This is a genomic window from Pseudomonas sp. AP19, assembly GCF_001728855.1.
GTDB lineage: Bacteria > Pseudomonadota > Gammaproteobacteria > Pseudomonadales > Pseudomonadaceae > Aquipseudomonas > Aquipseudomonas fluorescens.
The window spans coordinates 60,864-72,820 of the sequence record NZ_LXJP01000037.1; the positions used below are offsets into that span (position 1 = coordinate 60,864).

Annotated in this window: 11 protein-coding genes; 6 read left to right on the plus strand and 5 right to left on the minus strand. The window is 60.5% G+C overall.

All coding sequences use genetic code 11. From position 1 onward, the window contains the following. The first annotated feature begins 83 nt into the window (after positions 1 to 83). Positions 84 to 356, plus strand: a complete 273-nt coding sequence (locus A7D21_RS22965; protein WP_053254617.1) for a type B 50S ribosomal protein L31 — start codon at positions 84 to 86, stop codon at positions 354 to 356. 6 nt (positions 357 to 362) lie between these two features. Here the strand turns inward: A7D21_RS22965 and A7D21_RS22970 are convergent, their stop codons facing one another. From A7D21_RS22970 to A7D21_RS22985, 4 genes are all read right to left on the minus strand, one after another. Further along, positions 363 to 1,748 (minus strand): ATP-binding protein, encoded by a 1,386-nt coding sequence (locus A7D21_RS22970; RefSeq protein WP_069552768.1) that lies wholly within the window; start codon positions 1,746 to 1,748, stop codon positions 363 to 365. Next, entirely contained in the window at positions 1,745 to 3,556 is a 1,812-nt protein-coding gene (locus A7D21_RS22975; protein WP_069552769.1) for a DAHL domain-containing protein, read from the minus strand. The genes A7D21_RS22970 and A7D21_RS22975 overlap by 4 nt, the downstream gene beginning before the upstream one ends. Next, the gene (locus tag A7D21_RS22980; protein ID WP_069552770.1) at positions 3,553 to 4,491 is read right to left on the minus strand and encodes a cytochrome-c peroxidase; all 939 of its coding nucleotides are present in this window, start codon (positions 4,489 to 4,491) and stop codon (positions 3,553 to 3,555) included. Before A7D21_RS22980 ends, A7D21_RS22975 begins: the two co-directional genes overlap by 4 nt. A 75-nt stretch (positions 4,492 to 4,566) precedes the next feature. Further along, the gene (locus A7D21_RS22985) at positions 4,567 to 6,441 is read right to left on the minus strand and encodes a bifunctional diguanylate cyclase/phosphodiesterase (RefSeq protein WP_053254620.1); all 1,875 of its coding nucleotides are present in this window, start codon (positions 6,439 to 6,441) and stop codon (positions 4,567 to 4,569) included. A gap of 257 nt (positions 6,442 to 6,698) precedes the next feature. On the opposite strand from A7D21_RS22985, the gene A7D21_RS22990 reads away from it, so the two are divergent. Genes A7D21_RS22990 through A7D21_RS23000 form a run of 3 tightly spaced genes read left to right on the plus strand, consistent with a single transcriptional unit; the run spans position 6,699 to position 9,029 of the window. Continuing rightward, a complete protein-coding gene (locus tag A7D21_RS22990) occupies positions 6,699 to 8,045 on the plus strand; it encodes an HD domain-containing phosphohydrolase (RefSeq protein WP_053254621.1) in 1,347 nt (448 codons plus the stop codon). Between the two features lie 47 nt (positions 8,046 to 8,092). After that, positions 8,093 to 8,506 (plus strand): NUDIX domain-containing protein, encoded by a 414-nt coding sequence (locus A7D21_RS22995; RefSeq protein ID WP_053254622.1) that lies wholly within the window; start codon positions 8,093 to 8,095, stop codon positions 8,504 to 8,506. 16 nt (positions 8,507 to 8,522) lie between these two features. Beyond that, positions 8,523 to 9,029 carry a GNAT family N-acetyltransferase gene (locus A7D21_RS23000; protein ID WP_053254623.1) on the plus strand — a complete coding sequence of 169 codons (507 nt, stop codon included), beginning with the start codon at positions 8,523 to 8,525 and terminating at the stop codon, positions 9,027 to 9,029. A 10-nt stretch (positions 9,030 to 9,039) separates the two neighbouring features. On the opposite strand, the gene metR is transcribed toward A7D21_RS23000, so the two are convergent. Then, positions 9,040 to 9,957, minus strand: a complete 918-nt coding sequence (metR, locus tag A7D21_RS23005) for a transcriptional regulator MetR (RefSeq protein ID WP_053254624.1) — start codon at positions 9,955 to 9,957, stop codon at positions 9,040 to 9,042. 193 nt (positions 9,958 to 10,150) lie between these two features. Here metR and A7D21_RS23010 point away from each other — a divergent pair, with 193 nt between their 5' ends. Next, a complete protein-coding gene (locus A7D21_RS23010) occupies positions 10,151 to 11,170 on the plus strand; it encodes an alpha/beta fold hydrolase (RefSeq protein WP_053254625.1) in 1,020 nt (339 codons plus the stop codon). 55 nt (positions 11,171 to 11,225) lie between these two features. Next, positions 11,226 to 11,879 carry a DsbA family oxidoreductase gene (locus A7D21_RS23015; protein WP_053254626.1) on the plus strand — a complete coding sequence of 218 codons (654 nt, stop codon included), beginning with the start codon at positions 11,226 to 11,228 and terminating at the stop codon, positions 11,877 to 11,879. The last annotated feature ends 78 nt before the right edge of the window (positions 11,880 to 11,957 follow it).

Consider the following 11,957-nt stretch of genomic DNA (forward strand, 5'->3'; position numbering starts at 1 on the left):
TTATTGCAATCGGTTCTCGTTTGGGTGGGTATTTTATGTTATTGTATAACACATTGAATGCACCCAAATGCCCCGGAGGCCTTATGAAAGCTGGTATCCATCCCGACTACCGCACCGTGCTGTTCCACGACACCGCCGCCGACGCGTTCTTCCTGATCGGCTCCACTGCCGACAGTGATCGCACCCATAAACACAGCGACGGCCACACTTACCCTTACATCCCGTTGGACGTGTCCAGCGCGTCGCACCCGATCTACACCGGCCAACAACGCAAGACCCAGGCCGAAGGCCGGATTGCCGGGTTCAACAAGCGTTTCGCGGCGTTTGGGTCGAGCCCGAAAAAAGCTGAGGCATGAGGTCGTTCAAGCCGTTTGCCGAATGGGCAGCACCACTCTAAAGGTGGTGCCTTTGCCCATTTCGCTGCTGACGGTGATAGTGCCACGGTGTTTTTTGACGATGCCGTAGGAGAGTGACAAGCCCAACCCGGTCCCTTCGCCAACCGGCTTGGTGGTGAAGAAGGGATCGAAGATCTTCTGCACGCTGTCCGGGGCAATCCCACAGCCGTTGTCTGCCACTTCCAACCAAATGTTCTCGCCGTCCACCCCGTTGCTGATGGTAATCGTGCCGCGCTCCGGCCCCATGGCTTGCGCCGCATTGATGACCAGGTTCATCACCACTTGGTTGAGTTGCGACCCCAGGCATTCGATTTCCGGCAGCGGCGCGTAGTGCTTGATCACGTCGGCCTTGTACTTGAGTTCGCTGGCGACAATGTTCAAGGTCGAGTCGATGCCCTGTTGCAGGTTCACCCATTGCCAGGTCTGGTCGTTGTCCACCCGGGAAAAGTCCTTCAAATCCTTGACGATCTGCACCACGCGGCCAATGCCTTCCTTCGATTCGCGAAGCAACGTGGGGATGTCCTCTTTGAGGAAGTCCAGGTCCAGGCGCCGGCGCAGCGCTTCGAGCTGTTCACTGCCGGTGGCGGTTTCGGCTTGTCGATAGGCGTCGAGCATCTCTTCCAGCTGGTCAAAGTACCCGCCCAGCGTGCCGAGGTTGGACGAAATAAACCCCACCGGGTTATTGATTTCGTGGGCCACGCCGGCCGCCAGTTGGCCCAGTGAGGCGAGTTTTTCCGACTGCACCAACTGGCTTTCCAGCTGTTTACGCTCGTCGATCTCCAGCTGCAGTGCGTGGCTTGCCTGGGTCAGTGCCTGGGTCCGTTGCTCAACCAAGCGTTCCAGTTGGCTGGTTTGCAAGGATGCGCGCCGCGCCATGTCCCATTTCGCGGCCAGGGTATTGGCCATTTGCTGGACTTCAATATTGTCGAAGGGTTTTTTCAGGATCAGCAGCCGGTCATGGGCGTGCAGGCGAAACAGCAGCTCCTCCCAGGAGTAATCCGAGTACGCCGTACACACCACCACTTGCAGGTCCGAGTCAACTTTCCAGAGTTCTTCAATGGTCTGTGCGCCGTCCCAGCCTTGGGGCATGCGCATGTCGACAAAGGCCAGGGCATAGGGCCGTTGCTCGGCCATGGCGACCTCAAGCAACTTCAGCCCCTCCTGCCCGCCGTAGGCCGAGTCCAGTTCGAACACCGGGCCTTGCGGTACGTCGGTGGCGCCGAATAGCGCGGCTTCCATATCGTCCAGTGCCTGGTTCTGCTCCATGGGCGGCGTGAGGATTTTGCGGAAGTCTTCGTGGATCGACGGCGTGTCGTCGATCAGCAGAATGCGGCGATTAGGGGCGCGGTTCATGCTTGGCCTGCTGCATCGGTAAGTGGAATTTGCAACGTGAACAGGGTGTCTGTGCCTGGCCCGTCGCTCTGGGCGGTGAGGCGGCCGTTCATTTCAATGGCTGCCAGGGCGCAGCTGTGAAGGCCGAAACCATGGCCCTCTTTGCGCGTGGTGAAGCCGTGGGTGAAGATCCGCGTCATGTTCTCGGCGGGGATGCCTTCGCCTTCGTCCTTGACGCTGATCTGCAAGAGGCTGTCATCCAGTGTGGTGATCGACAAGGTGATCTGCCGTGGCCGGTCCGTCAGGTTGGACATGGCGTACTTGGCGTTGCTGATCAGGTTGACCATGATCAGCAGCAGCCGGTGTTTGTCCGCCATCAGCAGCGGCACCTCGGCGTACTCCTTGACCACCGTGACATGGTGACGATTCAGCGCCCCGGCGTTCATGCGCAAGGCGTCGTCCATCAATTCACCGATCTGCACAGGCTCCAGCAGGCTGGAGGCGCCGGCATAGGATTGCTGGGTGGAGACAATGTCCTTGATGTGGTCCACGCTTTTGCTCAACTGCGCCAGCTCATCGGTCAGCCCCTGTTGTTCGAGGGCAATGGCCTCCACCAGTTGGTTGAGGTAGCCGGGCAGCAATTTGCCTTTTTCGTCCTCGCGCAGGTAAGTGCCCAGGTCGTCAGGGTGTTCGTTGATCAGTTGCATGGCCTTGCCCAGCCCCAGGGCCTTGCTGGTGCGCAGCTTGCGCGCGACCAGTTCGGCGGAGATGTTCACGCTGTTGAGCACGTTGCCGACGTTGTGCAGCACATTGGTCGCGATTTCTGCCATGCCCGCCTGGCGGGCGTTGTCCAGCAGTTCGCTCTGGGCATCCTTGAGTTCCCGCGTGCGCGCCTCGACGCGCTGTTCAAGGCTTTCATTGGCCCCCTGCAAGGCGCGGTTGACCCGGTTGATCTCGGCAAAGCTGCGCAGCAAACGAATGGCCAGGTACAACAGCAGCACCACCAGCAGCGTGGAAAACACCAGCAGGTAGCGATGGTACTTCTGATCAATCAGGTCGGCGGCGGCCTGGTCCTGATTGAGTTGGGTGGTCAGGGCATCCAGTTGATCTGAAAGCGGGATGGCGGCGATGCGATCGAGCAGGTCGTTGACGATGGGCTGCTCGCGCAAAATCAACGCGATGTGATTACTGAGAATCTCCACCGGCACCTGGAATTCGGCGGGCAGGTTTTCTTTGTTCACCGCCAGTTTGTTCAGCCCCACGAGGATGTCTGCGGCTTTGTCGTCGCTGGTCACCTGGGCAAATTCCAGGGCACTGAGCAGCAAGTCGTAAGTGTCGGTGGCGATGCTTTGTTGTTCCAGCTTGTCGGCGTCTTTCAGTTGCAGGAGATGCGCCTGGATATCGTCCTCGGCCGTCGGCAAAAACGCCAGCGAATTGCGCAGTACCGCATTGTGCGATTTGAATTGCTCCACTAACCGCGCCTTTTCCTGAATCGACTGGCGATAAGCATCCTGCGCGGCCTGCCAGTCGGCGGGGTGTTCGTGGTGGTGTTGTCCTTCGCGATTTTCCAGCTGAACCCACAGTTCGCTCATGTCCTTGAGCGGCGCCACCAACGGGTCATAGTTGTGGGTGAGGGCGATCCTGGCCTTGAGCACCTCGACGTCCCACTGGGAATTGAGTTGCTTGATCTGGCGGATCAGGTCGCGCGACTCGGTGTAGCTGGTGGACTGGTCGCCGATCGACTTGAGGTACAGAAATACCAGCACCGAGGCCAGTACAATGGCGATACCGCTGAGTGTGATCAGGCTGGCGAGGCGAGATGATTTCATAGGGGCTTGCCCGCCCATTCGCCGGTCAGCGTCTTGAGGAATTTGATGATCAGCGTCTTGTCCTCAGCCGACGGAACTCGCCCCAGCTGGTACTTGAACATGATGTCGACGGCTTCCTCCAGGGTCTTGGCCGAGCCATCGTGAAAGTACGGCGCGGTGACGGCAACGTTGCGCAGGCTAGGCACCTTGAACACATTGCGGTCTTCTTCGTCCTTGGTCAGCAGGTAACGGCCCAGGTCGGCTTCGGTCGGGTTGCCACGGGCCTTGAAGTAGTCGCCCATCACGCCGAATTTCTGGTACATGTTGCCGCCGATATTGGCGCCCTGATGGCAGGCGATGCAGCCGTATTCCTTGAAACGTTGGTAACCATATTTCTCATCGAGGGTGAGGATGTCGGTATTGCCTTGCAGGTACTGGTCGAAACGTGAATTGGGCGTGAGCAACGTACGCTCATAGGTGGCCAGGGCGTCCTGCACGTTGGCGGCCGTGACCCCGTCGGGATACACCCGGTGGAACGCGGCCTGGTAGGTGGGCAGTGCCGAAAGGGTCTGGACCACGGTCTGCCAGTCGTTGCCCATTTCCATCGGGCTGACGACCACCTGTTCAACCTGCGCTTGCAGGGTGTCGACCCTGGCGTTCCAGAATTGTTTGAAGTTCAGGCTGGCGTTGAACACCGTCGGGGTGTTGAGCAGGACCGGCTTGCCATCGAACCCCAGAGAAAATGCCCGGTTATCGTCACCACCGGCTTCCAGGTTATGGCAACTGGCACACGACTTGGTGTTGTTGACGGACAGCTGGGTTTCATTGAACAGCTGACGCCCCAGTTCTACGGTGGCCGCGTCCAGCACCGGCACGGGCGGCAGGGGTTTGAGTGCTTCATCCAGCGGCGCGGCCGTGACGGGCACGCAGGTGCCACAGCCCAGGGCCAGGGTCATGGCCAGAACCCGAGGTAACAGGTGAAAAGTACGCGGTGTGCTGCGGCTCAAGCGGTCGCTCCTTGCGGCAAAAAATCAGTGGTCAGGTAACAGGCTGGGTTGCCCAGTGTGCAGCAGTCGGGCGAAATCATCGGCTGCTACGGCCTTGCTGAACAGGAAACCCTGGCCCTCCTCACACTGGTGAGCGATGAGAAATTGCAGCTGCTCAATGGTCTCCACCCCTTCGGCGACGATGTTCAAGTCCAGGCTTTTACCCAGGCTGATAATTGCGCTGATCAATTGCGCGTCCTGGCTGTTACTGCTCAGGCCACGAATGAACGATTGGTCGATCTTCAGCACATCAATCGGAAAGCGCCGCAGGTAGCTGAGGCTGGAATACCCGGTGCCGAAATCGTCGATGGACAGCCGCACGCCGAGGGCCTTGATCTTGCGCAACGTGGTGTGTGTGTCCTCGACATTTTGCATCAGCACGCTCTCGGTGATTTCCAACTCCAGTAACTGTGGCGCCAGGCCCGTATGCTCAAGGATCGCCACGAGGTTGGCGACAAAGTCACGCTGGCGAAAATCAATCGCGGAAATATTCACCGAGAGGCAGATCGGCGGTAGCCCGGCGGCCTGCCAGGCGCGAGCTTGCGTGCAGGCCTGGCGTATCACCCACTGGCTCAACGGCACGATCAGGCCACTGTCTTCGGCCACAGGAATGAAGGCAGACGGGTAGATCCAGCCATGATCGGGCTGGTGCCAGCGAATCAACGCTTCGGCGCCGACAATTTTGCCGCTGTGCAAGTCCAGTTTCGGTTGGTAGTGCAGGCTAAATTCATTGCGTTGCAGGGCCTGCCGGATGGCACTTTCCAGGCTTTGCTGAACCTGGGCGAGCAGGTTCATCTCGGCGATGAAAAAACTGAAATTGTTGGGGCCACGTTCTTTGATGGCGCGCATCGCGGTTTCGGCCTTTTTGATCAATTCCACGGCGCTGCTGCTGTCATCAGGGTAAACGCTGATGCCAAGGCTTGCGGTGACGCTCAGGTCGTGGCCGGCCACATAGTGGGCGGTGCTGACGGCGGCAAGGAGCTTTTCGGCAATGTACTGGGTTTGCTGGGGATGCTTGATGTCGTTGAGGATCAGCACAAATTCGTCGGAGCCGTAACGAAACACCGAATCCGACTCGCGCACCGTCGCCACCAGGCTTTGGCTGACAAGCTTGAGCATTTCATCGCCGACCGGGTAGCCGAGCGCATTATTGATGCGCTTGAAGCGGTCCAGGCCGATAAACATCACGGCTAATTGGCTGCCATGGCGCCTGCAGACGGTAATGGCTTGGGTCAGGCGGTCGCCCAGCAGTGTGCTGTTGGGCAACTCGGTCAGGGCGTCGTATTGCAGCAGGTGCGAGACCTTGAGCAGTTCCTGGACCCTTGCCTCAATCGTGCGTTCGAGCCCGATCAACTTGGCTGCTGCGTCCTGCGCCAACTGCCATTTCCAGGTCAGGGCAGTGGCCATCTGGCGGATTTCGAGGTCGTCGAAGGGTTTTTTCAGGATCAGCAACTGGTCGTCGTAGGTGAGGCGCGCCTCGATGGCTTCGAAGGAGTAATCGGAGTAGGCCGTGCAGAGCGCGATTTGCAAGTTGGGGTCGACGTTCCACAGCTGTTCGATGGTTTCCAGGCCGTCCCAACCCGGCGGCATGCGCATGTCGATGAACACCAGGGCGTAGGGGGTGTTGGCGGCCAGGGCCTTGTTCACCAGTTCCAGGGCTTCCTGGCCCTGATAGGCGGAATCCAGCACAAAGGTCTGGCGCACCGCCGGGGCGTTGCCGAACAGGGTTTCTTCAATGCTGTCCAGGGAGGCGTGGTTGTTGGCGTCGACGCACAGGATCTTGCGGAAGTCCGCGTGGATCGACGCCGTGTCATCGACGATCAGGATGCGTCGATTGGCCCGCCCTGAGCGTGGGGTCATGGCTGATTCCGAGCGGCGCGCAACTGCGGTTTATGGCGCATAGGGCTTCCTTACCGTGAATGCTTCAATAAACAGGGACGGTCACCGGCTTCCAGTCACAAGCATAGTCGGCTCCCTTGAATAAGTCGGCCAGTTGGCGTCAAATCACCCACAGTTACCCCGGTGTTCATCTAGCGCTCAATGCGCGAGCAAGTACAGTGATGGATCACGTCGGGCCGCATTGAAGCAACTCTGTGTCATTGCCAGGAGGTGTCGCCATGGATGAACAAACTGCTACGACCCCCCCTTATACCCCCACGGTTTTGCTGGTCGACGACGAAGAGTCGATCCTCAATAGCCTGCGCCGCCTGCTGCGCGGCCAACCCTATGAGGTCCTGCTGGCCGGCAGTGGTGCCCAGGCCCTGGAGATCATGGCCGCCCGGCCCATCGACCTGGTGATGACCGACGCGCGTATGCCGGCCATGGACGGGGCGATGCTGCTGGCCGAAACCCACCGGCTGTACCCGTCCACCACGCGCATCCTGCTCACCGGCTATGCCGACATGAGCATGATGATCAAGGCGATCAACGAAGGTCAGATTCACCGCTACATCAGCAAGCCCTGGAACGATGAGGAAATGCTCCTGACCTTGCGCCAGTCCCTGGAGCACCAGCACTCCGAGCGTGAACGGCTGCGCCTTGAACAGTTGACCCGCGAGCAGAACGACCAGTTGAAGGCCCTCAACGCGACCCTCGAAAAGCGCGTCGAAGCCCGCACCAGCGAGTTGCAGCAAACCGCTGACATGCTCGACCTGGCCTACGACGAACTCAAACGCAGCTATGTGACCGGCACCGAAGTGTTTTCACTGTTGGCCAACCTGCGCCTGCCCAAGCAGAAACAGACCAACCGCCAGTTGATCGAGCTGATTCGCGTGTATTGCAAGGCCCAGGCGATGGACGAAGCCAGTGCCCGCGACCTGACCATGGCCGCTGCGCTCTATAACATCGGCAAGCTGAGCTGGAGCGACGGCATGATGGTCGCGCCCTCGGACATGCTGCACAGCACCGACCGAGAACGCTATCGGGCCTACCCGACCCAGAGCGAGTCATTGTTGATGACCCTGGAGCCGATGAAGGACGCTGCGCGTCTGATTCGTCATCACCAGGAACGCTGGGACGGCAGCGGTTTTCCGGACCACCTCAAGGGCGAGTTGATTCCCTCGGGCGCCCGCTTGTTGAAGCTTGCGGTCGACTTTATCGAGCTGCAAAAGGGCTTGATCCTCGAACGCCAGATGAACAGCGATGAAGCGCTGCTCTACATCCGTAAATACGCCGGCAAGCTCTACGATCCGGATATGGTCGAAGACTTTGTGCGGGCCTGCGCCGCGTTCCTCAGTGACGTGACGCTGGGTGACCCGAATGTGAAAGTCTTGACCACCCGCGAACTGGCCGAAGGCATGGTGTTGGCGCGCAACCTCAACGCCGATAACGGCATGCTGTTGCTCAACGCCGGCAAGGTGCTGAACCTGCCGCTGGTGGACAAGTTGATCGCGTTTGAGGCGATGGAAGGGGCCAAGTATTCGGTGTTCATCAAAGAGCCGGATGAGGGCGCACTTTCCGGTTAACACGCTTTCTGTGATCCTTGCACCTTTGCATTCAAGGCAGTTTTTACATGACATCGACTATCCGCATCGCCGCCGCGCTATTGATCGGCAGCAACGGCCACACCTTGCTGGTGCGCAAACGCGGCACCCAGGCTTTTATGCAGCCCGGCGGCAAGATCGACGCCGGCGAGCAACCCGCCGAGGCGCTTGCCCGTGAGTTGTTTGAGGAACTGAACCTGCGCATCGACCCGAGCGATGCGACCTACCTCGGCGATTTCTCGGCGCCTGCCGCCAATGAGCCGGGCTTTACCGTGCACGCGGAACTGTTCCAGGTGCATATCGACGTGCCGGTGACACCCGCGGCGGAAATCGAAGAAGTGCGCTGGATCGACCCGGCCGGTGACGGTGGCCTGCACCTGGCGCCTCTGACCCGCGACTTGATCCTGCCGTTTTATCGCGCCTCGCTGACGGCTATCGCCTGACAAAGGACGGCCACGCATGCTGATTCGCCCCCTGAATGCCCGTGACGCCGAGGCTTATCGCGCCTTGATGCTTGAGGCGTACGACGGCTACCCCCAGGCGTTCACCTCCAGCGTGGCCGAGCGTTCGGCCATGCCGTTAAGCTGGTGGGAAAAACGCCTGGACAGCCCGCTGGATCGCTTGCTCGGCGCGTTTGACGCAGAGGCATTGGCCGGCATTGTCGGCCTGGCCTTCGAGCCCCGCGAGAAGGCACGGCACAAGGTGACCTTGTTCGGCATGTACGTGAACCGGGCTTATCAGCAGCAAGGAATGGGCCGCCAGCTGGTGGAGGCGGCGCTCGCCGAGGCGCGTCAACATCCGCGCCTCAAACTGATCCAGCTGACCGTCACCGCCGGCAACGACGCGGCCTTCGCGTTGTACCAGCGTTGCGGGTTCATCCAGTACGGCCTGGAGCCGCTGGCGGTGCGGGTGGGGGTCGAGTATTTCGACAAAATCCACATGTGGCGCGAACTCAACGCTGACTGAAAGCCTACATTCAGCGCACGGCGCTGACGCCATCCAACGTGGAAAACGACGTGTCCTTGGCCGTCAGCAAAAAGTCGCGCATGTAGGGTGCATCCAGCATGTCCGCGCGGATCCCCGCATACAGCGTGGCAAACAGGCCTTTTTCGCCCAAACGCTTGGCCTTCACGTAACCGCGCGAGCTGTACTCGTGCAGCGCCCAATGCGGCATGCCGCACACGCCCCGGCCGCTGGCCACCAGTTGCATCATCATCACGGTCAGTTCCGAGGTGCGCACCTGGGCGGGCTCCACATCGGCCGGTTCCAGGAAGCGGGTGAAGATGTCCAGGCGATCGCGTTCCACCGGGTAGGTGATCAGGGTTTCGCTCAGCAGGTCTTCGGGCACGATGTACGACTTGTTCGCCAGCGCGTGCTGGTTGGCCACGGCGAGCATGGCTTCGTAGGTGAACAGCGGCACATAAGTGATGCCCGGCAACTCCAGCGGGTCGGAGGTCACCACCAGGTCCAGGTCACCCCGGGCCAGTGCCGGTAACGGGGCGAAGGCAAAACCCGAGGCCAGGTCCAGCTCGACCTCCGGCCAGGCATCGCGAAACTGGTCGATGGTCGGCATCAGCCACTGGAAGCAGCTGTGGCATTCGATCGCCATGTGCAAACGCCCGGCAGTGCCGCCGGCCAAACGTGCGATATCGCGTTCGGCGCCGCGCAGCAAGGGCAGGGTCGCATCGGCCAGTTGCAGCAGGCGCAGGCCGGCGCTGGTGAAGCGCAGCGGCTTGGTCTTGCGCACAAACAATTGCATGCCCAGGCGCTCTTCCAACTCTTTGAATTGGTGGGAGAGTGCCGATTGCGTCAGGTGCAGGCGCTCGGCGGCCTCCACCAGGCTGTCGGCTTCGCGCAGGGCGTGCAGAGTCTTGAGGTGACGAATTTCGAGCACGGGCGCTCCATGAAGATAATTTGTGATAGACAGGGCTGGCGTGAGTTTGTCTCATGTTGCAAGGCCTGTCGATACGGCATCGACCACGACCGCTGGGCACTCTTCATTAAACTGTCACAGAACTGTGGCAGCGCGCTTGAACAAACTTCATCAGACTCGCGCTCTACTGGGGTTCTGCGTTTCGGTGTTTTTCATGCGCGTGTTGCTTTTACTGGCCGCTCTACTGTTCGGCCTGCCGTCTTTTGCGGCGTCTCGATGTGATGTCAATGTCCCGACCCAAACGGTCGATCTGGCTCAGGTGAGCATCGCCTACCAGAGTATCGGCCGTGCGTCTGACCCTGCCTTGCTGCTGGTGATGGGCCTGGGCGGGCAGTTGATCCACTGGCCGGATGAGGTCGTCGTGGCCCTGTGTGAGCAGGGCTTTCGGGTGATTCGCTACGACAACCGTGACGTGGGCCTGTCCACCTGGCGCCAAGCCCCGGCCAGCGCCAACCTGACCTTTGAAGTGCTGCGCTACAAACTCGGCCTGCCGGTGGCGGCGCCGTACACGCTGACTGACATGGCCGACGACGCCCTGGGCTTGATGGATGCGTTGCAGATCCGCCAATTCCACGTGCTGGGCGCGAGCATGGGCGGCATGATCGCCCAGCACCTGGCGGCGATGGCGCCGCAACGGGTGGAAAGCCTGACGTTGATCATGACCAGCTCCGGCGCCGAAGGCTTGCCGGCACCGAATGCGGCGTTGGTGCAGTTGTTGTCGCGGCGCAGTGCGCCCAATCGTGAAGTGGCGCTTGAGCAACAGGCCGACCTGCTGGCGGCGTTGGGCAGCCCGAATGTGAAAGACGATCGCCAGGCGCTGCTGCACCAGGCGGCGCTGTCCTACGACCGGGCCTTCAACCCGGACGGCGTCAAGCGCCAGATCATGGCGATCCTCGCCGAGCCGAGCCGAGTGCCCTTGCTCAACCAACTGCGCGTGCCGACGTTGGTGGTGCACGGCACCGCCGACCCGTTGCTGCCGGTGATGCACGGCGTGCACCTGGCCGCGCATATTCAGGGCAGCCAATTGAAACTGATTCCCGGCATGGCCCATCGTTTCCAGGAAGCCTTCAAGGCACCGCTGCTGACGGCGGTGCTGCCGTACCTGCAAGCCCATCGCGAAGATGCTGCGCACTGGGCGCAGATTGACCTGGGCCAGCCTTCGAAGGTGTTGTGAAGTTGGTGTATCGTGCAACTTTTACGGCGCGTTAATGCCAACGAGGTTGCCTGCCATGAGTACTCCCCTGAAAATCGATTTCGTCAGCGACGTGTCCTGCCCCTGGTGCATCATCGGCCTGCGTGGCCTGACGGAAGCCCTCGACCAACTGGGCAGCGAGGTGCAGGCCGAGATCCATTTCCAGCCGTTCGAACTCAACCCGAATATGCCCGCCATCGGGCAGAACATCGTCGAGCACATCACCGAAAAATACGGCTCCAGCGCCGAAGAGTCCCAGGCCAACCGTGCGCGTATTCGTGACATGGGCGCGGCGTTGGGCTTTGCCTTCCGTACCGACGGCCAGAGCCGCATCTACAACACCTTCGACGCTCATCGGCTGCTGCATTGGGCCGGGCTTGAGGGCTTGCAATACAACCTCAAGGAAGCGCTGTTCAAGGCCTATTTCAGCGATGGCCAGGACCCGTCCGACCACGCGACGCTGGCGATCATCGCCGAAAGCGTCGGCCTGGACATCAAGCGTGCGGCGCAGATTCTCGCCTCTGATGAATACGCAGCCGAAGTCCGCGAACAGGAACAGCTGTGGATCTCCCGGGGCGTGACGTCGGTGCCGACCATCGTGTTCAACGACCAGTACGCGGTCAGCGGTGGTCAGCCGGCCGAAGCGTTCGTGGGTGCGATTCGCCAGATCATCGCCGAGGCGAAGGGCTGAACCTTGGGGTAGGGCGCTTGCTTCCCGGCTTATGCCGCTCCACACGTGGCGATAGCTCGCGAATGCGGTGGGGCAGTC